General features: G+C 74.7%; 19 protein-coding genes. 9 read left to right on the forward strand and 10 right to left on the reverse strand.

The window, feature by feature from the left end; translation table 11 throughout:
- Positions 1 to 140 precede the first annotated feature (140 nt).
- The gene (locus ACFYYN_RS28420) at positions 141 to 1,256 is read left to right on the forward strand and encodes a S1 family peptidase (protein ID WP_500548026.1); all 1,116 of its coding nucleotides are present in this window, start codon (positions 141 to 143) and stop codon (positions 1,254 to 1,256) included.
- Between the two features lie 54 nt (positions 1,257 to 1,310).
- On the opposite strand, the gene ACFYYN_RS28425 is transcribed toward ACFYYN_RS28420, so the two are convergent.
- Positions 1,311 to 1,601 carry a hypothetical protein gene (locus ACFYYN_RS28425; protein ID WP_500548027.1) on the reverse strand — a complete coding sequence of 97 codons (291 nt, stop codon included), beginning with the start codon at positions 1,599 to 1,601 and terminating at the stop codon, positions 1,311 to 1,313.
- 173 nt (positions 1,602 to 1,774) lie between these two features.
- Positions 1,775 to 2,599, reverse strand: a complete 825-nt coding sequence (locus ACFYYN_RS28430; RefSeq protein WP_500548028.1) for a TIGR04222 domain-containing membrane protein — start codon at positions 2,597 to 2,599, stop codon at positions 1,775 to 1,777.
- Between the two features lie 93 nt (positions 2,600 to 2,692).
- On the opposite strand from ACFYYN_RS28430, the gene ACFYYN_RS28435 reads away from it, so the two are divergent.
- A complete protein-coding gene (locus ACFYYN_RS28435) occupies positions 2,693 to 3,910 on the forward strand; it encodes an amidase (RefSeq protein ID WP_500548029.1) in 1,218 nt (405 codons plus the stop codon).
- Here the strand turns inward: ACFYYN_RS28435 and ACFYYN_RS28440 are convergent.
- Positions 3,897 to 4,778 carry a nuclease gene (locus ACFYYN_RS28440; protein WP_500548030.1) on the reverse strand — a complete coding sequence of 294 codons (882 nt, stop codon included), beginning with the start codon at positions 4,776 to 4,778 and terminating at the stop codon, positions 3,897 to 3,899. The genes ACFYYN_RS28435 and ACFYYN_RS28440 overlap by 14 nt on opposite strands.
- A gap of 170 nt (positions 4,779 to 4,948) precedes the next feature.
- Between ACFYYN_RS28440 and ACFYYN_RS28445 the strand changes: the two genes are divergently transcribed.
- The 3 genes from ACFYYN_RS28445 (at position 4,949) to ACFYYN_RS28455 (ending at position 10,510) form a co-directional block, all read left to right on the forward strand.
- Positions 4,949 to 8,419, forward strand: a complete 3,471-nt coding sequence (locus tag ACFYYN_RS28445) for a DNA polymerase III subunit alpha (RefSeq protein WP_500548031.1) — start codon at positions 4,949 to 4,951, stop codon at positions 8,417 to 8,419.
- Entirely contained in the window at positions 8,416 to 9,399 is a 984-nt protein-coding gene (locus ACFYYN_RS28450) for a DNA polymerase Y family protein (RefSeq protein ID WP_500548032.1), read from the forward strand. Before ACFYYN_RS28445 ends, ACFYYN_RS28450 begins: the two co-directional genes overlap by 4 nt.
- 169 nt (positions 9,400 to 9,568) lie before the next feature.
- Complete coding sequence (locus ACFYYN_RS28455) at positions 9,569 to 10,510, forward strand: esterase/lipase family protein (RefSeq protein WP_500548033.1); 942 nt, start codon at positions 9,569 to 9,571, stop codon at positions 10,508 to 10,510.
- 9 nt (positions 10,511 to 10,519) lie between these two features.
- Here the strand turns inward: ACFYYN_RS28455 and ACFYYN_RS28460 are convergent, their stop codons facing one another.
- The 4 genes from ACFYYN_RS28460 to ACFYYN_RS28475 all read right to left on the reverse strand — a co-directional run bounded on the left by ACFYYN_RS28460 (position 10,520) and on the right by ACFYYN_RS28475 (position 13,253).
- Positions 10,520 to 11,524, reverse strand: coding sequence for a lytic polysaccharide monooxygenase auxiliary activity family 9 protein (locus ACFYYN_RS28460; RefSeq protein ID WP_500548034.1), 1,005 nt, complete (start codon positions 11,522 to 11,524; stop codon positions 10,520 to 10,522).
- Positions 11,525 to 11,788: 264 nt separating this feature from the next.
- Positions 11,789 to 12,013 carry a hypothetical protein gene (locus ACFYYN_RS28465; RefSeq protein ID WP_499511037.1) on the reverse strand — a complete coding sequence of 75 codons (225 nt, stop codon included), beginning with the start codon at positions 12,011 to 12,013 and terminating at the stop codon, positions 11,789 to 11,791.
- A 109-nt stretch (positions 12,014 to 12,122) separates the two neighbouring features.
- Positions 12,123 to 12,884: a DUF2637 domain-containing protein gene (locus ACFYYN_RS28470; protein ID WP_500548035.1), complete on the reverse strand. Its 762-nt coding sequence runs from the start codon at positions 12,882 to 12,884 to the stop codon at positions 12,123 to 12,125.
- A gap of 54 nt (positions 12,885 to 12,938) precedes the next feature.
- Positions 12,939 to 13,253, reverse strand: coding sequence for a hypothetical protein (locus tag ACFYYN_RS28475; RefSeq protein WP_500328482.1), 315 nt, complete (start codon positions 13,251 to 13,253; stop codon positions 12,939 to 12,941).
- Between the two features lie 118 nt (positions 13,254 to 13,371).
- Here ACFYYN_RS28475 and ACFYYN_RS28480 point away from each other — a divergent pair, with 118 nt between their 5' ends.
- The 3 genes from ACFYYN_RS28480 to ACFYYN_RS28490 all read left to right on the forward strand — a co-directional run bounded on the left by ACFYYN_RS28480 (position 13,372) and on the right by ACFYYN_RS28490 (position 16,842).
- Positions 13,372 to 14,901 carry a carboxyl transferase domain-containing protein gene (locus ACFYYN_RS28480; RefSeq protein ID WP_500548036.1) on the forward strand — a complete coding sequence of 510 codons (1,530 nt, stop codon included), beginning with the start codon at positions 13,372 to 13,374 and terminating at the stop codon, positions 14,899 to 14,901.
- Positions 14,902 to 15,304: 403 nt separating this feature from the next.
- A complete protein-coding gene (locus ACFYYN_RS28485; protein ID WP_500548037.1) occupies positions 15,305 to 16,471 on the forward strand; it encodes a methyltransferase domain-containing protein in 1,167 nt (388 codons plus the stop codon).
- Positions 16,468 to 16,842 (forward strand): GntR family transcriptional regulator, encoded by a 375-nt coding sequence (locus ACFYYN_RS28490; protein WP_500328477.1) that lies wholly within the window; start codon positions 16,468 to 16,470, stop codon positions 16,840 to 16,842. Before ACFYYN_RS28485 ends, ACFYYN_RS28490 begins: the two co-directional genes overlap by 4 nt.
- 10 nt (positions 16,843 to 16,852) lie before the next feature.
- On the opposite strand, the gene ACFYYN_RS28495 is transcribed toward ACFYYN_RS28490, so the two are convergent.
- Both ACFYYN_RS28495 and ACFYYN_RS28500 read right to left on the reverse strand, forming a co-directional pair.
- Positions 16,853 to 17,389: a TrmH family RNA methyltransferase gene (locus tag ACFYYN_RS28495; protein WP_500548038.1), complete on the reverse strand. Its 537-nt coding sequence runs from the start codon at positions 17,387 to 17,389 to the stop codon at positions 16,853 to 16,855.
- Positions 17,389 to 18,504 carry a DUF5925 domain-containing protein gene (locus tag ACFYYN_RS28500; RefSeq protein ID WP_500548039.1) on the reverse strand — a complete coding sequence of 372 codons (1,116 nt, stop codon included), beginning with the start codon at positions 18,502 to 18,504 and terminating at the stop codon, positions 17,389 to 17,391. The genes ACFYYN_RS28495 and ACFYYN_RS28500 overlap by 1 nt, the downstream gene beginning before the upstream one ends.
- Before the next feature lie 367 nt (positions 18,505 to 18,871).
- On the opposite strand from ACFYYN_RS28500, the gene ACFYYN_RS28505 reads away from it, so the two are divergent.
- Positions 18,872 to 19,663, forward strand: a complete 792-nt coding sequence (locus tag ACFYYN_RS28505) for an SGNH/GDSL hydrolase family protein (protein ID WP_500548040.1) — start codon at positions 18,872 to 18,874, stop codon at positions 19,661 to 19,663.
- A 91-nt stretch (positions 19,664 to 19,754) separates the two neighbouring features.
- On the opposite strand, the gene ACFYYN_RS28510 is transcribed toward ACFYYN_RS28505, so the two are convergent.
- Complete coding sequence (locus tag ACFYYN_RS28510) at positions 19,755 to 21,398, reverse strand: serine/threonine-protein kinase (RefSeq protein ID WP_500548041.1); 1,644 nt, start codon at positions 21,396 to 21,398, stop codon at positions 19,755 to 19,757.
- Positions 21,399 to 21,440: the final 42 nt, after the last annotated feature.

Consider the following 21,440-nt stretch of genomic DNA (forward strand, 5'->3'; position numbering starts at 1 on the left):
TCCACCACAACCGCGACCCCGGGCGCGAGCGGATGGGCCGTGGTGAACGCGGCGGGGCGGGGCTGCGTATGTCAGACGGAACGACGCTTCCCCCTTGCGCCCGACGATCCGGCCTGTATCCCCCCACAGGAGGTCACGAGTTGAAGCACAAACAGATAGCCAAGCGGAAGATCGTGTTCGTTGCGGCCGGTGCCGCCGCCATCGCGGCAGCGGCCGTACTGCTGCCCAACGCCAACGCGTCGCAGTCCGCCGCGCAGGGCCCGCAGGCCCCCTCGCCGAAGCGGCTCACCGCCGCGGCCGCCGCGGAACTCGCCGCGCGGCTCGGCTCGCAGTTCGGTCCGTCCATCGCGGGGGCGTACTACGACGCGGCGAGCAGGCAGCTCGTGGTGAACGTGGTCGCCGGGGACGGCGACGACGTGGCCGCGCAGGCCGGGAAGGCCGGCGCCGCGACCCGGACGGTCGAGAACAGCGCCGCCGAACTGAGCGCCGCCGCACGGACCTTGAAGCAGCGCGCCACGATCCCCGGCACCGCCTGGGCCGTCGACCCCCGGACCAACCGGATCCTGGTCACCGCGGACCGCACCGTCACCGGCGGCAAGTGGGACACCCTGGAGTCCACCGTGCGGTCCCTGGGCGGCGGCATGGCCCGGATCCACAAGTCCGCGGGCGAGTTCAAGCCCCTGGTGGCCGGCGGGGACGCCATCTTCGCCGACGGGGCGCGCTGTTCGCTGGGCTTCAACGTCGTCAAGGACGGCGCCCCGGCCTTCCTCACCGCGGGCCACTGCGGGGTCGCGTTCGCGAACTGGTCGGACAGCCAGGGCGGGACGCCCATCGCGACCGTACGGCAGGCGACCTTCCCGGGTGACGGAGACTTCGCCCTCGTGACGTACGACGACCCGGACACCCAGGCGCCCAGCCAGGTGAACCTCGGCGACGGCCGTGCCCTGGCGATCAACGGGGCGGCCGAGGCGGCCGTGGGCCAGGAGGTGTTCCGGATGGGCAGCACCACCGGGCTGCACGGGGGCACGGTCCTCGGGCTCGACGCGACGGTCAACTACCCGGAGGGCACCGTCACCGGGCTGATCCAGACCGACGTCTGCGCCGAGCCGGGCGACAGCGGCGGCGCGCTGTTCAGCCGCGACGGGAGTGCGATCGGCCTCACCTCCGGCGGCAGCGGGGACTGCCAGGCGGGCGGGGAGACCTTCTTCCAGCCGGTGACCACGGCGCTGGCCGCGGTCGGGGCGGAACTCGGCTGACGTCCACGTGGTGCGGGCGGGCCGCCGGATCCAGCGGATCCGGCGGCCGGGGGGTCAGCTGAACCGGCGGTGCAGCGGGAAGGCCGTCACCGTCGCGCCGACGTGCACGGCCCGATGGGCCGGGCGGGGTGCCTGGGCATCCTCGTGCAGGCCGACCAGCAGGGCCGCCAGCCGGTGCCGGAAGTCGTCCCAGACCTCGGCGTCCTCGTCCTGCGGGTCCCGCAGGGGCCGTGCGCCGCACGGCGGCTCCACCAGACCGGCGGCCGCGAGGCGGCGCAGGTGGCTCATCATGCGCAGCCGGCCGGGGTGCGCCACGGGTCTGGAGGTGGTGTCGGTCGCCGTCATGGCGGTCAGTAAATCGTGCCGTCCCCTTGGCTTCGCAACCCCTGAGAAGCCACCGGGGTGACGCGCGCGTGACACGGGTTGACGCGCGGGACGTGGGAGCACCCATGTGACATCGGGACGTGACGAATCTCGCACCGATGCGGTGTTTGGGCCGTCCGGGAGGACGCGTACCCTCACACCCCTCCCGAGCCGCAGCCGCCCGCCCCCGAGCTCGCGCACGAGGTGGGCGTGCCGCCGCCGCCGCTGTGCCAGTGGTTGACGCCGTAGAGGCTCTCGGCCTTGTCGTGGTGGGCGAGCAGCCCGGCCTCCCCGGCGAAGTGCGGGACGGCCAGCCGCAGCGCCGGCCCGCCGTGCAGGGCGACCGCCAGGAGGACCGACTCGGGTGAGGCCCTGCGGGTGCGCGGGCGCGGGAAACGCTCCTGGGCCCGCCGCAGGACCCGGCGGCCGGCCCGGGTGCGCCGCGGCACCCTCCACAGGGCGAGGGCGGCGGCCACCGTGAGGGCGGGGACGGCCGTCCGGAACGGGGGGTCCCAGGCCGTCAGGGCGCCGGACACCAGCTCCGCGGCCGCGGTCGGCACGGCCGCGCACAGCAGCACCCGGGCCGTACGCCGACGCCGGTCGCCCCGGATCAGCCCCGCGCCGGCCAGTCGCCCGCGCAGTACGTCCAGTTCGCGCCGCACCGGCCGCGACGTGGCGACGGTGTTCACCCCCGCCGGCCGGTACAGGGCCTGGTAGACGGCCAGTTGCAGCGGCTGCGAGAGCCCGTGCAGCGGTCCGGAGATGCGCGCGGTGCGGTGCGCGCCGGCGTCCACCGTGCCGCGCAGATGCAGCGCGACCAGCGCGACGACCACCGTGCCGCGGCGCCCGTCGCGCAGGTAGGCCGCCTCGTGGGGGTCCGTCAGCTCGTAGGCCGCGACGCGCGGTGCGCGCAGCAGCACCCCCGCCGTGACGAGCAGTGCCACCTCGGCCACCGGATATGTCCATGCGAGCCATGACATGTCGCACCACCCCCTGTGGTCGGTGTGCCCGTGGGCGCGGCGATGACGCGCTGTTTGAGGAAGGCCGGAGCTTTTCGGCGTAGCGTGGCCGCCGTGACGGATCTGGTGGCACGGACTTGTGACCGCATCGACCGGCTCGACGCCCGGATCAAGGCGTTCGTACGGGAACCGGACCGGCGGGGCCGGCTGGCGGCGGAGGCGGCCGCGGCACCGCCGGGCGTGCTGTCCGGGGTGATGGTGGGCGTCAAGGACATCGTCCGGATCGACGGGATGGACACCAGGGCCGGGTCCGCGGTACCGGCGGAGGTGCTGGCCGGGCCGCAGGCACCGCTGGTGGACCGGCTGCGGGCGGCAGGGGCGCTGGTCGCGGGGAAGACGGTGACGGCCGAGTTCGCGGTGACCGCGCCGGGGCCGACCCGCAATCCGCACAACACCGCCCACACGCCCGGTGGTTCGAGCAGCGGATCGGCGGCCGCGGTGGCGGCGGGCATGGTGCCGCTGGCGGTCGGGACGCAGACCGTCGGCTCGGTGGTCCGGCCCGCGGCCTACTGCGGGGTGGTGGGCTTCAAGCCGACCTTCGGGCGCGTCCCGGTGGACGGGGTGATCGCCAACGCCCCGAGCTTCGACACGGTCGGGGTGCTCGCCGCGGACGTCGCGACGGCGACGCGCGGCGCGTCCGTCCTGTGCGACGACTGGCGGGAGCCGGCGGCCGGCGACGGCCGGCCGGTGCTCGGCGTCCCCGTCGGCCCGTACCTGGACCGCGCGGGGACGGAGGCGCGGGAGGCCTTCGCGGCGCGGGCCAAGCGGCTGGAGGCGGCGGGCTGGACCGTGCGCGAGGTGCCGCTGATGCCGGGCCCGGGTGAGTTCGAGGCGGTCGTACGGCAGTTGTACGTCATGAACCGCTACGAGGTGGCCCGTACGCACGCCGACTGGTTCCCCCGGCACGGCCGGCTGTACCGCGAGCAGACGGTCGCCGCCATCCGCGAGGGCCACGCCGTCGGCCGCGACGACTACGAGCGGGCCGTGGGCGAGCGCCGGGTCTTCCGCGAGCGGCTGCTGGCGGCCATGGGGGAGGTCGACGTCTGGCTGGCGCCGTCCGCCACCGGCCCCGCCCCGTTCGGCCTGGGCAGCACCGGCGACTCGGTGATGTGCCTGCCGTGGAGCAACGCGGGCTTCCCCGCGGTGAGTCTGCCCGCCGGGTACGCCACGAACGGCCTGCCGCTCGGTCTGCAGGTCGTCGGGCGCCCCGGCGAGGACGAGGAACTGCTGCGGTGGGCTGCGGAGTTCGCCCCGGTCGTCATGCCTCGGTGAAGACCAGGTCCTCGACCGGGACGGTCATCCGCACGGTGTGGTCGCCGGTCACCTCGACGACGTGGTGCAGTCCCCGCACCTGCGCGCGCGGGGTGTCCGAGGACAGGATCCGGTAGGTGTCGGCCGCCCCGGCCAGGTAGGCGCGGAAGGCGGCGAGGGAGGGCTCGCCGAGCGCGAGGTAGTCGAAGAGCCGCCGGAAGAGCTTGGGGACGAGCACCACGTCGTCGGTGAGCGAGGAGAGCCCGGTGACCTTCGCGCCGCTGGTGCTCACGTCGCCGGGCCACAGCCCCCTGCCCGTCTCGCGGGCCTGCCGGGCGACGTCGGTCAGCTCCCGGCGCAGGTCCTCGTGGAGGTTGCTGTAGAAGGTCGGGTAGGCCAGGCCCTCGGCGACCAGGTGGTGGTTGACGGTGGCGCGCAGCAGCGGCACGCCGACCGTGACCTCCTGGCCGCTCTTCGTGCCCTCCGGCAGCGCGCCCCGGCCGGCCAGGGCGACGCAGCGGCCGTGCACGTCGACCCCGCCGGTGAGGATCCAGCCGGGGACGCTCTCGGGACTGGCGGCGACGACCCGCTCGCCGTCGGGCCCGCGCTCCACGGCGGTGAAGCCGAGCCACCGCAGCAGCTCGTCCCGGGCCGCGTGGGCGAAGGGCAGCGGCTGGTGGGCCGGGGCGGAGGTGGGCCCGTAGTGGGTCTCCAGCGCGTCGACGGCGTCCAGGCGCAGCTTGCCCCGGCAGGAGTGGGTGAGGTCGAGCCCGAGCCCGCCCCTGACGCGGTTCCAGTCGGGGTGACGGGTGGGGGTGAAGCCCACGGTGTCCCCGTCCGGTTCGGTGTTCTTTATCTGGAAAGAGCCCTTGACCAGCAGCATCGGCATGGCGACTCCCCATCGGGGTGTGAGCGTCGGTGACGTCGTGTGCAGGAAACCACGCGGAGGGTGGCGGAGGACAGGGATCCGGCGTGTCTTCGTACACGTGTTCGACAAGTGGTCTATGGTGGGTGGCGGAGGGTCCGGAAGGGGGGAGACGTGAGCGGTCGGAGGTGCGTATGCCGGGATTCACGCACCTGCACACCGTCTCCGGCTTCTCGCTGCGGTACGGGGCCTCGCACCCCGAGCGGCTCGCCGAGCGCGCCGCCGAACGGGGGATGGACGCGCTGGCGCTGACCGACCGGGACACGGTGGCCGGCGTGGTGCGCTTCGCCAAGGCGTGCGCGCGGGCCGGGGTGCGGCCGCTGTTCGGCGCCTCCCTGGCGGTGCCGGCGGCGTACGCGGGGGAGGGCGCCGCCCCTCAGGCCGGTCCGCCGGCCGCCCGCCGGCGCACCCCGGTGCGCGGTGGGGCCTTCGTGCCGGAGGCGACCGACCGGGCGGTCTTCCTCGCCCGGGACCGCCGCGGCTGGGGCGCGCTGTGCCGGCTGGTCAGCGCCGCCCACACCGACGGCGGCATCGGCTGGGAGGACCTGGGGCGGGAAGGGGTGTACGTGCTGCTCGGCGCGGACTCCGAGGTCGGCCGCGCCCTGGCGGCCGGACGCCCCGACCGGGCCGCCAGGCTGCTGCGCCCCTGGCGCGAGGTGTACGGGGACGCGCTGCGCCTGGAGGCCGTGCACCACGGCCGCACCGGCACCGGGTCCGGCTCGCTGCGGCTCGCCGCCCGCACCGTCGGCTTCGCCGTCGAGCAGGGTGTCGTCCCGGTGCTGACCAACGCCGTCCGCTACGCCGACCCCGGCCAGGGGGAGGTGGCCGACGTCCTGGACTCGGCGCGCCGGCTGGTGCCGATCGACGTGCGTGACGCGGGGAGCCTGGACAGCGGGGAGCGCTGGCTGAAGGACGCCGGGGACATGGCGCGCACCGCCGAGCGGGTCATGGAGGCGGCCGGGTTCGCCCGCGGCGACGCCCACCGGCTGCTGCGGGCCACCGAGGAGACCGCCGCGGGCTGCGCCGTCGACCCGGAGGAGGACCTGGGGCTCGGGCAGGTGCACTTCCCCGAGCCGCAGCTCGTCGGCGCGGGCGCCCGCACCGCCGACCGCGTGCTGCGTTCGCGCTGCGCGGCCGGGATGGTCCGCGAGGGCCACGACCGGGAGCCGGAGTACTGGGCGCGGCTCGACCACGAGCTGCGGATCATCGAGGGGCTCGGCTTCGCCTCGTACTTCCTCACCGTCGGCCAGGTGGTCGCCGACGTGCGGGAGATGGGCATCCGGGTCGCCGCGCGCGGCTCGGGCGCCGGATCGCTCGTCAACCACCTGCTGGGCATCGCGGCCGCCGACCCCGTCGAGCACGACCTGCTCATGGAACGCTTCCTGTCCGGGCGGCGGGCCTCGCTGCCCGACATCGACATCGACGTGGAGTCGGCCCGCCGGCTGGAGGTCTACCGGCGGATCCTGGACCGCTTCGGCGGCGAGCGGGTCGCCACCGTCGCCATGCCCGAGACCTACCGCGTCCGGCACGCCGTGCGCGACGTGGGCACCGCCCTCGGGATGGACCCGGAGCGGACCGACCGGCTGGCCAAGGCCTTCCCGCACATCCGGGCCCGCGACGCGCGGGCCGCGCTCGCCGAGCTGCCCGAGCTGCGGCAGGTGGCGGGGGAGGACCACGGCCGGCTGTGGGAGCTGGTCGAGGCGCTGGACGCGCTGCCGCGCGGGGTCGCCATGCACCCCTGCGGGGTGCTGCTGTCGGACGCCGGGCTGCTGGAGCGCACACCGGTCGTGCCGACCAGCGGCGAGGGCTTCCCCATGGCGCAGTTCGACAAGGACGACGTCGAGGACCTCGGGCTGCTCAAGCTCGACGTGCTCGGGGTGCGCATGCAGTCCGCGATGGCGCACACCCTGGACGAGGTGGAACGCACCGGCGGCGGCCGGATCGACCTGGACCGCATCCCGCAGGGCGACCCCGCGACGTACGAACTGGTGCAGTCCGCCGAGACGCTGGGCTGCTTCCAGATCGAGTCCCCGGGCCAGCGCGACCTGGTGGGGCGGCTGCAGCCGGCCACCTTCCACGACCTGGTCGTGGACATCTCCCTGTTCCGTCCCGGGCCGGTCGCCGCCGACATGGTGCGGCCCTTCATCGACGCCCGGCACGGCCGCAGGCCCGTCCACTACCCGCACCCCGACCTGGAGCCCGTGCTGCGCGAGACCCACGGGGTGGTCGTCTTCCACGAGCAGCTCATCGACATCATGAGCGTCATGACCGGCTGCGACCGGGGGTTCGCCGACGAGGCGCGGCGCGCGCTGTCGGACGAGGCCCGGCAGGGACGGCTGCGGGCCTGGTTCGCGGACGCGGCCCGGGGGCGCGGCTACTCCCGCGAGGTCATCCGGCGCACCTGGGAGATCGTCTCGGCCTTCGGCGCGTACGGCTTCTGCAAGGCGCACGCCGTCGCCTTCGCCGTGCCGACCTACCAGTCCGCCTGGCTCAAGGCGCACCATCCGGCGGCCTTCTACGCCGGGGTGCTCACCCATGACCCCGGGATGTACCCCAAGCGGCTGCTGCTCGCGGACGCGCGGCGGCGCGGGGTGCCGGTGCTGCCGTTGGACGTCAACCGGTCGGGCGCGGCCTATCGAATCGAACTGGTGTCCGGTGAGGGGGGTGGTGAGGTGGGCGAGGAGGTGTGGGGGCTGCGGCTCGCGCTCTCCGAGGTGCACGGCATCAGCGAGGCCGAGGTCGCCCGGATCACCGCCGGACAGCCCTACTCCTCCCTCCAGGACCTCTGGGAGCGCGCCCGCCCCGGCCGTGCCGCCGCCGAACGTCTGGTCCAGGTCGGTGCGCTGGACCCCTTCGGGGGCAACCGCCGCGACATGCTGCTCCAGGTCGCCGAAGTGCACCGGCAGGGCCGGGCCTCCGCCTACGACGGCCAGCTCACCCTGACCGGAGGGGAGGGCGAGCCGGCGTTCGCGCCGGCCGGCCTGCCCGACATGGACGACGGCGAGCGGCTCGGCGCCGAACTCGGCGTCCTCGGCATGGACGCCTCCCGCCACCTGATGGACGACCACCTCGCCTTCCTGGAGGAGCTGGGCGCGATCCCGGCGAACCGGCTGCGCGAGGTGCGGCACGGCGAGACCGTGCTGGTCGCCGGGGCCAAGGCGGCCACGCAGACCCCGCCCATCCGCTCCGGGCGCCGGGTCATCTTCACCACCCTCGACGACGGCACCGGCCTGGTCGACCTCGCCTTCTTCGACGACAGCCACGAGACCTGCGCCCACACCGTCTTCCACTCCTGGCTGCTGCTGGTCCGCGGGGTGGTCCAGCGCCGCGGACCGCAGAGCCTGTCCGTCGTCGGCGCCGCCGCCTGGAACCTGGCCGAACTGGTCGAACTGCGCAGGGAGGGCGGCCTGGAGGCGGTTGCGGCCCGCCTGGCCGAGACCCCGGGCGAGCCCCCTGGCCTCCCCGCACCCCCGCCCGGGGGCCGCCGGGTCCGGATGTCCACCGGGTACGAGATGCACCCCTGGGCCGATCTGCGGCCCGCGGGCGAGGGCGTTCCCACCGGCCGCAAGCTGTGGCACTCCAGTCCGGGGAGCGCGGGGCGATGACGGACGACCTGCACGTGCTGTACGTGCACTTCCACGCCGCCGAGGCGCTGTACGAGCAACTCCTCGGGCTGCTCGGCGGCTTCACCCCCGTCGTCCAGGCGCTCCCGCCCGACGCCGCGCTCGCCGACGTCCGCGGGGCGCTGCGCTACTTCGGGCGCGACGCCGCGGAACTGGCCACGCTGCTGCGGGTGCGGCTGCTCGCCCTCCACGGTGTGGACTGCACGATCGGCGTCGGCCCGAACCCGCTGCTCGCCCGGATGGCGGCGCAGGGCGGACCGGAGGGCGCGGTGCGCGCCGCCCCCACCGACCCCGCGGCCGTGGCGGCCTTCCTCGCCGACCGCCCGGTGGCGGCGCTGCACGGCGTCGGCCCGGCGACGGCACGGCAGTTGGGCACGTACGGCCTGGACACCGTCGGGCGCGTCGCGGCCGCGCCCCTGAGCACCCTGCAGCGGATCCTGGGCGCCGCGGCGGGCCGCAGGACGCACGAACGGGCCCGCGGCATCGACCCGGCCCCGGTCGTCCCGAACGCCCCCGCCCGTTCGGCCGGCGCCGAGCGCCGCTTCGGCCACGACGAACTGGACCCGGTGCGGCACCGCCGCGCCCTGCTGTCGCTCACCGAGGAACTGGGCTCCTCGCTGCGCGTGTCGGGCCGGGTCGCGCGCTCACTGACCCTCACCGTCCGCTACGCCGACCGCTCCACGACCACCCGCACCCGCGCGCTGCCCGAGCCCACCGGCCACGGCACCGCCCTCGCCGAGGCCGCGTACCGGCTCTACGAGGGGCTGGGGCTGCAGCGTGCCCGGGTGCGCGGCCTCGCGTTGCGTGCGGAGGGGCTGACGGACGCCGGTCTCGCGACGCTGCAGCTCAGCCTGGACCCGGGGGACGAGAAGGCGCGCCGGATCGAGGCGGTCGCGGACCGGGCGCGGACCCGCTTCGGTCCGCGGGCGCTGATGCCCGCGGCACTGTCGGGTGCGGCCTGACGGTCCATTATCACATCGACGTGAAGCCGGCGTGATGAATTCTTTACCCACCGGTAGCTGGCGACGTTTGTTACTCCTCCGTAAATTGACGGAAGCTCAGCACTCTGGTGATCCGGATCACAGGCTGCACGGGAGCCAGTCATTCCCCCACCTGCGAGGAGATCGCTCGATGCTGCCCATCAGACCGCGATCAGCGCTCCGGCTCCTCTCCGCGCTGACTCTCACCGCCGCCCTCTTCGCCACCCCCGTCCTGGTGGACAGCACGACCACCGCACTGGCGAAGACCCCCACGTCCGACACCCACGCCACCACGACCGTCGCCGCCGCGACCACCGCCGGCGCCACCGCGAGCAGCGGCTGGAACAACTGGTCCTGCAAGCCGCCCGCCGCCCACCCGCGGCCCGTCGTCCTCGTCCACGGCACCCTCGGCAACTCCATCGACAACTGGCTCGGCCTCGCGCCCTACCTGGTCAAGCGGGGCTACTGCGTCTACTCCCTGGACTACGGCCAGCTGCCCGGCGTGCCCCTCTTCTACGGGCTCGGCTCCATCACCGCGTCCTCCCAGCAGCTCGCCGACTACGTCGACCGGGTCCTCACGGCCACCGGCGCGGGCAAGGTCGACATCGTCGGGCACTCCCAGGGCGGCATGATGCCGCGCTACTACATGAAGTTCCTGGGCGGTGCCCCCAAGGTGAACGCGCTCGTCGGCATCGCGCCCAGCAACCACGGGACCGACCTGGGCGGGCTGCTCAGGCTGCTGCCGTACTACCCCGGGGCGGCCGAGGCCATCGAGCACCTCAGCCCGCAGGGGCTGACGGACCAGATGGCCGGATCGGCCTTCCTCACCAAGCTGAACGCCGGCGGCGGCACCCTCCCCGGCGTCCACTACACGGTGATCGCGACCAAGTACGACGAGGTCGTCACGCCGTACACCTCGCAGTTCCTGTCCGGCCCCGACGTCCGCAACGTGGTGCTGCAGGACCTGTGCCCGCTCGACCTGTCCGAGCACGTCTTCGTCGGGCTGACCGACCGCATCGTGTTCCACGAGGCGGCCAACGCCCTCGACCCGGCGCACGCCACCGCGACCGACTGCGGGGACGTCTTCAGCTGACGTCCCCCGTCAGCCGACCCGCGTCCGGCGCCTGCGGGCGACGAGCAGCAGCACCGACGCACCGAGCGAGACGGCGGCGGCCCCCGCCGCCATCAGCGAGGTCGTGCCGGTGCTGCTGCTTCCGGTCTCCGCCAGGTCCGCGCCGGAAAGGGACGTGTCCGCCGTCGCGGACGGCTCCGCGAGCGGGCTCGCCGAGCCGTCCGCGGCGGTGTGCGCGTGGTGGTGGCGCACCGTCGACCGGTCCGCCCCGGCGGCGATCCGCGCGTCGTCCGGTACGGAGGCGGTGGGCGCGGGGGCGGTCGTGGCCGCGGCGGGGCTCCCGGTCCCGGCCGGGGCCGAGGTCGCGGGCGCGGCGGGCGCCCCGGGGGTCTTCCCGGCGTCCGCGCCGAAGACCACGTCGGAGCAGGAGTAGAAGGCCTCCGGGCTGTCCGAGCGCTGCCAGATCGCGTAGACCAGCTGACGTCCCGACCTGGCGGGCACGTCCACCGGCAGGACGTAACTGCCGTCCCGCACCTGGGGGTCGGTCACCTTCGCGAACGGCTGCGCCTCCAGGTCCGACCACGTCAGCGGCCGCGACGGGTCGTACCCCGCCTTCGTCATGTACAGCTCGAACGAGCCCTTGTGGCGGGCCGTCACCCGGTACGCCAGGTCCTGCCGTCCCGGCGTCATCCTCGTCGCCGGCCAGTCGGCCCGCGCCAGGTCCAGCGCCTTGAACTCCTCGTTGCCCGCGCTGCACAGCTTGCCGTCCGGTATCACCTGCCGGTGGCGTCCGGCCGCGTCGCCGATGCGCACCCCGTTCCAGTCGTAGAAGGCCTGCGTGCCGCCCGCCGCGACCGCCGCCCTGCACGCGGCCGACGCCGGGTTCTCGGGGTTCTCCGCGTAGCAGCTCAGCACCCGGCTGACCGGGCCGCCCATGGTGCCGTGCGCGCTCGCCGGCCCCGCGGCCAGGCCGGTCAGTGCGAGCGGTCCGATCCCGAGGACGGTGGCCAGGGCGGCCCTGCGGCGTGCGGTCATGGTGGGGTTCTCCTTCGGCGGTGGCCCGGTGCGCGGTGCCGACGGGCGCCGGCGAACCAGCACGCTAGCCGCGCCGCACGGGCGGAACCCCTGTTCGGAGGACCTGCGGGCGATCTTTATGGCGGCGTTAAGGCATCGCTAAGCGGGGGCTGAGGATGCCGGTCGCCGGTGCGGCCCGGGTCCCCCCGGCACGACGGCGGCGCCGGACAGGAGTCCTGTCCGGCGCCGCCCGCCCGCCTGTTCCCGGGTGCGGTCCGCCGGCCCTCAGCCGAGCCAGAGCGTCAGGAGGTAGCCCGGGCTGTCCCACGTGCACGTGTACTGGTAGGCCTGGCCGGAGTCGACGAACTTCTGGCCGGCCGTCTTGCAGGCCGCGCTCGTCGAGTACACCTTGTACGGCACGCTCGCGTTCGCCGGGGCGGCGAGCGCCAGCATCCCGGTGAGCGTCGCGGCCACGGCCACGGCGACCGAGGCGCCCCTGCGCTTGTTCATGTCCCCTCCAGGAAGAGCTCGTTGCACGACCGGATCACCGGCATCCTCACATCGTCGCAATGGACACGTCAATGATGCGGATCATGGGCGGTGTCGCCGCGTGGCCCCCTCAGGAGGAGTGCCGGCTGCGGGGGGTGCGCCGCGGGGGGTGGGTGAGGGTGATCTGCCGTACGAGCTGGTGGAAGCAGGACAGCGCCGCGATGGCGGGGAGGCTGGCGACGGTCCAGTCGGTGATCGTCCGGGGGGCGGAGGCGACGCAGAACAGGATCGCGAAGGCCGAGAAGAGCAGCACGACCGCCCAGGAGTGCGGGGCCCGGCGCTGGTGCAGCGCGGCCCGCAGGATCGACAACGAGGCCACCATCCAGGGGCCGTAGACCAGCAGCGGCCACCAGCCCGCCAGCCCCGACGCCCCGTTGGTGGTGGCGATGTGGCGCAACGGGTCGTGGGCGACCATCCCCCCGAGCACGCTCACCATGGCCACGATGGTGGCCGCGACCGCCGCGACGACGAAGCTGAGCGTCTGGGTCCTGGCCGCCTTCTGCCGCAGCGCCGCCCGGCGGATCCTGCGGTGCCGGTGCCGGGTGAGCGGCAGCTCGTGGGTCGCGGACTCCGGGGAGGGCGCGGCGAAGACGTCGTCGTCCTCCTCCTCGTAGTCGTCCACCTCCTCCGCCAGAGGGGGTTCGAGGAGCTGGGCCAATTCCTCCTCGGACGTCCACGCCCCGTTCAGGACGTCGTAGTCCGGGGCGGAGAAGAACCCGTTCCCCGAAGTGTCGTCCGGGGCCTGGCGGGGACTGTAAATGGTGTGGCCGCTGAGGTGGTCCTCGTACGGCATGTCGTTCTCGAAGCGGAAACGGTCCTGCAAAGGCGGCATGAAGGAATTCCTGTCGGGGCCGGGCGTGGGCGGGGGATACGGTGAATGCACGCCCTAATACCGCGCATCCAGATCGATGCCGGAGCAGCGGCGGATGAAATCCCCCTCGATGCCGACCATTTCGTTGGTGAACTGTTCCAGTTCCGAAGAGCAGTACACGAGCGGAATGCGCTCCTCGCCACGCTCGATGTAGGCGTCCGGACTCCGGCCGAAGAATCCCGCCGTCCCCGGGACGAAGACCCATTCCCCGAGGGGGACGCCCTCCCTCGGGCGGTACGGACGGCTGCGGCGGATGGGCGCCGGAACCGTCCGGGGGACCTCGTTCCCGGCCGGCGCACCCGGTGCGTTCTGGGAATCGACTGTGACCACATCCCCACAACGACCCCCGCCCCGTGATGGAGTTGCGCCGTACGAGTGACCTCCGCCCCGTGTTCCGTGAGGTGTTGGCCCTGGCCACAGGCCCCGGCAGGCACCCTAGGGTGACGCCATGACCGAACCGACGCGCCGCCGCGCGGCCGCCCTGGAGCTCATCGACGCCGTCGCCGACCCCGGCACCTGGCACGGCTGGGACGAGCCCGTGACCGCACTGCCCGGCTACCTCGACGACGCCGGGTACCGCGCCGACCTCGCCCGGGCACGGGAGCGCACCGGGCTCGACGAGTCGGTCGTCACCGGCGAGGGCAGGATCCGCGGCCGCCGGGTCGCCGTCGTCGCGGGCGAGTTCCGCTTCCTGGGCGGCTCGATCGGCGTCGCCGCGGGCGAACGCCTCGTACGGGCCGTCGAACGGGCCACCCGTGAGCGGCTGCCCCTGCTGGCCTCGCCCGCCTCGGGCGGGACGCGGATGCAGGAGGGCACCATCGCGTTCCTGCAGATGGTCAAGGTCGCGGCGGCCATCACCGACCACAAGGCCGCGGGCCTGCCGTACCTGGTCCACCTGCGGCACCCGACCACGGGCGGGGTCTTCGCGTCCTGGGGCTCCCTCGGGCACGTCACCGCCGCCGAACCCGGCGCGCTCATCGGCTTCCTCGGCCCGCGGGTCCACGAGGCCCTGTACGGCGAGGAGTTCCCGCCCGGCGTCCAGGTCGCGGAGAACCTGCTGGCCAACGGCATCGTGGACGCCGTGCTGCCCTCCGCGGAACTCGCGGACGTCGCGGCACGCGTCCTCGGGGTGCTGTGCGGCGACACGGCGGGCGCCCCGGACACCGGCGGGGCCGGGCCCGAGCCCGCGCCGGGCGCCCCCGCTCCTCCGGCCGCGGAGTCCATCCGGCGCTCACGGCGGCCCGAACGGCCGGGGCTGCGCGCCCTGCTGGCGGCGGCCGCCCGGGACGTGACGCCGCTCAGCGGCACCGGCGCGGGGGAACGGGACCCCGGACTCCTGCTCGCGCTCGCCCGGATCGGCGGCACGCCCTGCGTCGTCCTCGGCCACGACCGGCGGGAGACCGGCGACGGGCGGCCGTCCGCGCTCGGCCCCGCCGGCCTGCGGGTCGCCCGCCGCGGCATGGGCATCGCGGCGGAACTGGACCTGCCGCTGCTGTCCGTGGTCGACACCGCGGGTGCGGCGCTGTCCCGGGAGGCCGAGGAGGGCGGCCTGGCGGGCGAGATCGCCCGCTCCCTCGCCGACCTGATGACCGTGCCCGCGCCCACGCTGTGCCTGCTGCTCGGACAGGGCGCCGGCGGGGGCGCGCTCGCGCTGCTGCCCGCGGACCGGGTGGTGGCCGCGCGGCACGCGTGGCTCTCCCCGCTGCCGCCGGAGGGGGCCTCGGCGATCCTGTACCGGACGACGGAACGGGCGTACGAGGTGGCCGGGCGCCAGGGGGTGCGGTCGGCGGACCTGGCCGCGCACGGGATCGTCGACCGGGTGGTGGAGGAGACGCCCGACGCGGCGGACGAGCCCGAGGCGTTCCTGGCCCGCCTCGGCGCGGTCCTGGGTGCCGAACTCGCGGCCCTGCGCGCCCACCCCCGCGCCGTCCGCCTCGCCGCCCGCCGCACCCGCTACCGGAACCTGGGCCTGAGCTGACGCCCCTTCCGGCGGGAGGCGTTCCGCGGCGGCGGGCGGGGATCCGGGCCGGGAAAAGCCGGTCGCGGGTGGTTGGGGGGCCGGCCCGGCTCTGCCGGGGGCTTCCCTGCGGCCCTCCGGAACGGGGGGAGCCGGTGGCGGCCGCGTGGGGCCGGCCCCGTGCGGCCGGGGCAGGGGCGGCGTCCTCGGCCGCGGCACCGGATGCGGGGCCGCGCGCACCTGGTCCCGCGCGGGAGTCGTCCGCGTCCGCGGGCGGTTGGGGGCGGTCGTGGTCAGGCCTCGGCGGGATCCGTCTGCCGCCCCTTCCTCGGGGGATCGCCACGTGGGGGGTCGTCCGGCCGGACCCGGCGGTCCCGCGGGGAAGCACGGGGGCGTTGTCAGTGGGGGGTGGAAGGATCACGGGGTGGGCGAACTCAGCAGTGACACGTACTGGGACACCGTGGCCGACCGCTTCGACGAGGAGCCCGACCACGGCTTGCGGGAGCCGGCCGTGCGGGAGGCGTGGGCGGCGCGGCTGCGGGCGTGGCTGCCCGGCACCCCGGCGGACGTGCTCGACCTCGGGTGCGGCACGGGCAGCCTCGCGCGGCTCGCCGCCGAGCAGGGGCACCGGGTGACCGCCGTCGACCGCTCCGCGCGCATGGCCGCGTTGGCCCGGGCGAAGCTGGCCGGCACCGGGGCCCGCGTCCTGCTCGGGGACGCGGCCGAACCGCCCGTCGCACAGGGCCGGTTCGACGTGGTGCTCGTCCGGCACATGCTGTGGGCGCTGCCCGACCCCGTGGCCGCGTTGCGCCGCTGGGCCCGGCTGCTGCGCCGCGGCGGACGCCTCGTGCTGGTCGAGGGGTGCTGGGGAGAAGCCGAGCCGGTGGGCATCCGCGCCGCCGAACTGGCCGCGATGGTACGGCCGCTCGCCGAGCACACCGAGGTGGAGCAGCTCGCCCACGACACCGCGCTGTGGGGCGGCCCGGTCCACGACGAGCGCTACGCCGCGGTCGTGCGGATCAAGCAGCCCCGCAGGCACACGGAGATCGTCGACGTCCACCTCGTCCTCCGCCGCGGCGACGAGGTCCTGCTCGGCCGCCGCGTCAACACCGGTTACGCCGACGGCCTGCTGCACGCCCCCTCCGGCCACGTCGAGGACGGCGAGGACGTCCTGACCGCCCTGGTCCGCGAGGCCCAGGAGGAGGTGGGCGTCGTGCTGCGCCCCGAGGACGTCGCCGTCGCCCTGGTCATGCAGCACCGCGCGCCCGGCGGAGGCGAGCGCATCGGCTGGTTCTTCGAGGCGGACGGCGGCGTCCACGAGCCGGTCAACCGCGAGCCGGAGAAGTGCTCGGAGCTCGCATGGTTCCCCCTGGACGCGCTGCCGGACGACATGGTGGCGTACTGCAGGGCGGGCCTGGAGGCGTACCGCGCGGGCGAGCGCTTCGTGCTGCACCTGCACGAGCCGGGGGACGCGATCGCCCACGACCCGGCGGTGCCCGGCCGCGCCGTCGTCCTCGCGGACGGTGCGTGCAGCACAATGGCCGCGACAAACAGCGCTGCCCCGTCCCGCCGGGAGGACGACACACCGTGAGCCTCAAGATCACCGTCAGGCCGGACGCGGCCGCCGCGCCCTACGAGCAACTGCGCGAGCAGATCGCGGACCAGGCCCGTTCCGGGGCCCTCCCGGTCGGCTACCGGCTGCCGACCGTCCGCGGGCTCGCGGACGACCTCGGCCTGGCGGCCAACACCGTGGCCAAGGCCTACCGCGCCCTGGAGTCGGACGGTGTGATCGAGACCCGCGGCCGCAACGGCACCTTCGTCGCGGCCGCGGGCGACGCCGCCACCCGTGAGGCGGCCGCCGCCGCGTCGGCCTACGCCCAGCGCGTGCGGCGCCTCGGCCTGGACCGCGCCGCCGCCGAGGACGCCGTGCGGGACGCGCTGCGCGCCGCGTACGAGGCGTAGCGCGCGCCGCTCACAGCAGTCCGGCGAGTTTGTACAGCGCCAGCGAACCCGCGACCGCGACGTTGAGGCTGGCGCCCATACCGACCATGGGGATCTCGACGGCGAGGTCGAGCAGGTCGAGCGCCTCCGGCGGGATGCCCTGCTGCTCGTGCCCCAGCACGACGACCGTGGTGCGCCGCGCGGCCGGCAGGTCCGCCAGCCGGACCGCCTCGTCGGCGAGTTCGACCCCGACGACGTGCGCTCCGCGGTCGCGCTGCCGCTGCAGCCAGCCCAGGGGATCGCCGGTCCAGTGCACGCAGGCGGGCCGCCGCAGGGTGTTGCCGCGGGCGAGCGCCTCCGGCACCCAGGGGAAGCGCGGGACGACCAGGCACGCGCCGACGGCGTCGCAGGTGCGCAGCAGCGTCCCGAGGTTGGCGCCGTGCAGCGGCCACAGCGGCGCCGCGTACAGGTGGTCCCAGCAGTTGTGCGACCGCGGGCGGCGACTGCGGCGCAGTTCCGCCGGGGTGCGGGTCCGTATCCTCCCCGTCGCGCCGCCGGGCGGGGCCATCAGAGGTAGAGGCCTCCGGAGGCGGAGGCCGGGGTCGTCTGGTGGGGGAGCGCGGTGCCGCCGGAGGAGGAGGCGCCGCGGCGCAGGGCGTAGAGCTCCGCGAGCGTGGCGCCGTCCCGGCCGATGCCCTCGGACGTGCCGAGCCAGCCGGTCGCCTCGGCGCGGGTCAGCGGGCCCACCTCGATCCGGGCAAGGCAGCGCCCGGGGCGGACCACCGCGGGGTGCAGCCGCTCCAGGTCCTCGTTGGTCGTGATGCCGACCAGGACGTTGCGGCCCTGGCCGAGCAGGCCGTCGGTGAGGTTGAGCAGACGGGACAGCGCCTGGCCGGTCTGGTGCTTGGCCTGGCCGCGGATGAGCTCGTCGCAGTCCTCCAGCAACAGCAGCCGCCAGCGGCCCGGCCCTTCGGTGTCGTCCTCGCCGATGGCGATCTCCATCAGGTAGCCGACGTCGTTGAAGAGCACCTCGGGGTCGAGGACGCAGTCCACCTGGCACCAGTCGCGCCAGGCGCGGGCCAGCGTGCGCAGCGCGGAGGTCTTGCCCGTGCCCGGCGGGCCGTGCAGGAGCAGCAGCCGGCCGCTGACGTCGGCGGCGGTGAGCTTCATCAGCCCGTCCATGGCCTCCGCCACCGGCGCGGTGTAGTTGCCCCGCACGTCGTCCCAGGGGGCGGCGCTGATCTGCCGCGTGATGCGGTGCGGCCCGCGGCGCGGGGCGACGTACCAGAAGCCCATGGTCACGTCGTCGGGCTGCGGTTCCGGCTGGTCCTCGGCGTCCTCGACGGCCTCGGCCAGGACGCGCTGCGCCAGCTCCTCGGTGACCGCGGTCACCGTCACGTCGGCACGGCGGTGCCAGCGCGACACGAGGATCGTCCAGCCGTCGCCCTCGGCGAGGGTCGCGCCGCGGTCCTTGTCCCGCGCGGAGCGCAGCACCGACCCGTCGCCCGGTACGAGTGTCAGCCCCGACTTGACCCGGTCCAGGGACGTGCCGCACGAGTAGGGCTGCTCGCCGGTGACGAAGCGGCTCAGGAACAGGGCGTCGATGGCGTCGGACGGCGAGTCGTCGTCGTTCATGCCGAGACGGATGGACAGGGCGCGATGCGGGGGCGTTGCGTCGGGCATGTCGCTCATGATCCGGCACGGGGTCCGCGTCCGCACCGGGTTTTCACGCAGTGGCGGAATCACCGGGAATCCCCGAACGCCCGGTGGAACCGGCCCGATCCGGGCACAGCGGGCGGTTCACGGGGTACCCGGGCGTCCGGCCGGGGATGGCGCGTCCGGGCGGTGCCGCCGCCGGCGCCCCTAAAGGGCCTCCCAACTACGGGAGTAGAGCCCGCCGGCCGAGACGGCGTCACTTCCGGTGCACGCAGCGGCGATCACGGACAGCTCACAGGAATGTCCATGTCAAGAAATCTTGGCATGGACACTTCCCGAACGTGTTACTGCGCGGTACGAAAGATGCGGCAGAGATCCTGCTAAGGGAGGTTCCATGAGACTGTCCCGTTTCGTGTCAGCCGCATCCACACTTCTCCTTACCGCCGCACTCACCCTGGTTGGTGCCGGTTCCGCCCGAGCCGCCGGCCCCGTCTACGTGGCCCTGGGCGACTCGTACTCCGCCGGAGTCGGGTCCGGCAGCTACGACGGCTCGAGCGGCAGCTGCTACCGCAGCAGCAAGGCGTTCCCCCGGCTGTGGGCGAACGCGCATAGCCCGTCCGGGTTCTCTTTCACCGCGTGTTCCGGAGCGACCACGACCGACGTGCTCAACAACCAGCTCGGTCCGCTCAACGCCTCGACGACCCTGGTCAGCATCAGCATCGGCGGCAACGACGCCGGCTTCGCCGACGTGATGACCACCTGCGTCCTCAGCTCCGACAGCACCTGCCTCAGCCGTATCAACCAGGCCAGGGACTTCGCCAACAACCAGCTGCCCGCACGGCTCGACTCCGTCTACAACGCCATCAGCTCCAGGTCCCCTTCGGCCCGGGTCGTCGTCCTCGGCTACCCGCGCTTCTACAAGCTGGGCACCACCTGCATCGGCCTCAGCGAGACCAAGCGCAGGGCCATAAACGACGCGGCCGACCTCCTCGACACCGTCACCGCGAAGCGCGCCGCCGACCACGGCTTCGCCTTCGCCGACGTCCGCGGCACCTTCACCGGGCACGAGCTCTGCTCGGGCTCGGCCTGGCTGCACAGCCTCACCCTCCCCGTCTACGAGTCCTACCACCCCACCGCTTCCGGCCAGTCCGGCGGCTACCTGCCGGTGTTCACCTCCGCCGCGTGACCCGCGGCACGGCAGCGCGGAGCACCCGGACGACGTGAGGTGAGGGGTGCCGGGCCACGGCCCGGCACCCCTCGTCCGTGCCGACGCTGCCTCAGGGGGTCGTCGCCGTCCCCTCGGAACCGCTCGGCGACGGGCTCGGCGCCCGGCACGTGACCGTGAACGGGACGTGCGCGGACTCCGTCCCCACCGGACTGCGCACCTCGACCGCCACCCAGCCCTCGATCGTGCCGTCCGGCTCGTAGGACGGCTCGGTGTGCTCGACCGTCCGGCTCTTCGGGCCGCCCGAGGGGAAGTCGAGGGTCTGCCAGCCATGGTCGGAACCGGCGCCGCTCGTCCTCCAGCGGTAGGTGACCGTCACCGGGGTGCGGTCGACCGTGACGACCGCCGAGAAGGACGGCGCCTGCTCCGCGGGCGGCGGACAGCCCCCGGTGTAGGTGTCGCGCACGGCCGACACCGTGACGTGGACGTTCACATGGGCCGGGGTGCTGGGCGGCGCCGAGGTGTGCGGGGACGCGGAGTCGCCGCCGCCGGCCGTCGCCTCGTAGCCGCTGGCGTCCGTGTCGTCGTCCTGCGAGCCGGTGGCGGACGGGGTCCCGTCGCCGCCCGGGGTGTTCCCGGTGGTCGTGCCGTGGCCGGAACCGCCGGGTGAGCCGTCGTCGAGCAGGGCGTAGGCCACGCCCCCGATGCCCAGGGCGAGGGCGAGCACGCCCGCGGCCATCGCCACCGCCGCGCGACGAGGCCGGGCCGGGAGGCCACCTGACGGGGGGCCGAATCCGGTGCCGACGGGCGTCGTCGGCCCGAGCGGTGTCGAGGAGACGGGAGTCGAGGAGACCGGCGTGGACCGGACCGGTGTGCCGTCCGGCCCCGGCGGCATCGGCACGGCGGCCTGGGTGGTGGCGTAGGCCGTTCCGCCGCCCGGCGGGGTGCGCCCGGCGGCGAGGGCGTCCAGCCGCCGCTGCACCTCGTCGCCCGGGATCCGGGCCGTCGGGTCCTTGTGCAGCAGCCCGGTGATCACCGGGACCAGCGGCCCCGCCCTGCGCGGCTCGGGCAGTTCCTCGTCCACCACCGCGCGCATGGTGCTCAGCGCGGTGTCGCGGCGGAACGGCGAACCGCCCTCCACCGCCACGTACAGCAGCACCCCGAGCGACCACAGGTCCGACTCCGGGCCGGGCCGGCGGCCGAGCGCCCGCTCGGGGGCCAGGAACTCCGGTGAGCCCACCAGTTCGCCGGTGCGGGTGATCGCCGAGGAGCCCTCGATCATGGCGATGCCGAAGTCGGTGAGCACGACCCGCCCGTCGTTGCCGATGAGCACGTTGCCCGGCTTCACGTCACGGTGCAGCACTCCGGCCGCATGGCCGGCGCGCAGCGCCGCCAGCACCTTGCCGCCGATCCCCGCGGCGCGCCGGGGGTCCATGGGGCCCTCCGCGTCGAGGACGTCGGCGAGCGTCACGCCCCGGACGAGCTCCATGACGATCCACGGGCTGCCCTCGGCCATGGCCACGTCGTACACCTTGATGACGTTGGGGTGTTCGACCCGCGCGGCCGCGATGCCCTCCTGCTGCAGCCGCGCGTACAGGCGCTCGACCTCCCCGTCCTCCAGGCCCGGCGGCGCCTTGACCTCCTTGACGGCCACCTCGCGGCCCAGCAGTTCGTCCCGGGCCAGCCACACCACACCCATGCCGCCCCGGCCCAGCTCGCTGATCAGCCGGTAGCGCCCCGCCACGAGCCGTGTCATCGGCGTGTCCCCCCTTCGTGCCGCCCGCAGCCCAGCATGACC

It is taken from the genome of Streptomyces sp. NPDC001902 (assembly GCF_042891295.1).
Classification (GTDB): domain Bacteria; phylum Actinomycetota; class Actinomycetes; order Streptomycetales; family Streptomycetaceae; genus Actinacidiphila.

Bases quoted from the DNA above. Each gene is read 5' to 3' on its own strand.
- ACFYYN_RS28455 (WP_500548033.1), top strand. From the start codon at position 9,569: ATGCTGCCCATCAGACCGCGATCAGCGCTCCGGCTCCTCTCCGCGCTG.
- ACFYYN_RS28470 (WP_500548035.1), bottom strand. From the start codon at position 12,884: ATGCCGCCTTTGCAGGACCGTTTCCGCTTCGAGAACGACATGCCGTAC.
- ACFYYN_RS28510 (WP_500548041.1), bottom strand. From the start codon at position 21,398: ATGACACGGCTCGTGGCGGGGCGCTACCGGCTGATCAGCGAGCTGGGC.
- ACFYYN_RS28425 (WP_500548027.1), bottom strand. From the start codon at position 1,601: ATGACGGCGACCGACACCACCTCCAGACCCGTGGCGCACCCCGGCCGG.
- ACFYYN_RS28495 (WP_500548038.1), bottom strand. From the start codon at position 17,389: ATGGCCCCGCCCGGCGGCGCGACGGGGAGGATACGGACCCGCACCCCG.
- ACFYYN_RS28445 (WP_500548031.1), top strand. From the start codon at position 4,949: ATGCCGGGATTCACGCACCTGCACACCGTCTCCGGCTTCTCGCTGCGG.
- ACFYYN_RS28440 (WP_500548030.1), bottom strand. From the start codon at position 4,778: ATGCCGATGCTGCTGGTCAAGGGCTCTTTCCAGATAAAGAACACCGAA.
- ACFYYN_RS28505 (WP_500548040.1), top strand. From the start codon at position 18,872: ATGAGACTGTCCCGTTTCGTGTCAGCCGCATCCACACTTCTCCTTACC.
- ACFYYN_RS28500 (WP_500548039.1), bottom strand. From the start codon at position 18,504: ATGCCCGACGCAACGCCCCCGCATCGCGCCCTGTCCATCCGTCTCGGC.
- ACFYYN_RS28430 (WP_500548028.1), bottom strand. From the start codon at position 2,599: ATGTCATGGCTCGCATGGACATATCCGGTGGCCGAGGTGGCACTGCTC.
- ACFYYN_RS28460 (WP_500548034.1), bottom strand. From the start codon at position 11,524: ATGACCGCACGCCGCAGGGCCGCCCTGGCCACCGTCCTCGGGATCGGA.
- ACFYYN_RS28450 (WP_500548032.1), top strand. From the start codon at position 8,416: ATGACGGACGACCTGCACGTGCTGTACGTGCACTTCCACGCCGCCGAG.
- ACFYYN_RS28465 (WP_499511037.1), bottom strand. From the start codon at position 12,013: ATGAACAAGCGCAGGGGCGCCTCGGTCGCCGTGGCCGTGGCCGCGACG.
- ACFYYN_RS28480 (WP_500548036.1), top strand. From the start codon at position 13,372: ATGACCGAACCGACGCGCCGCCGCGCGGCCGCCCTGGAGCTCATCGAC.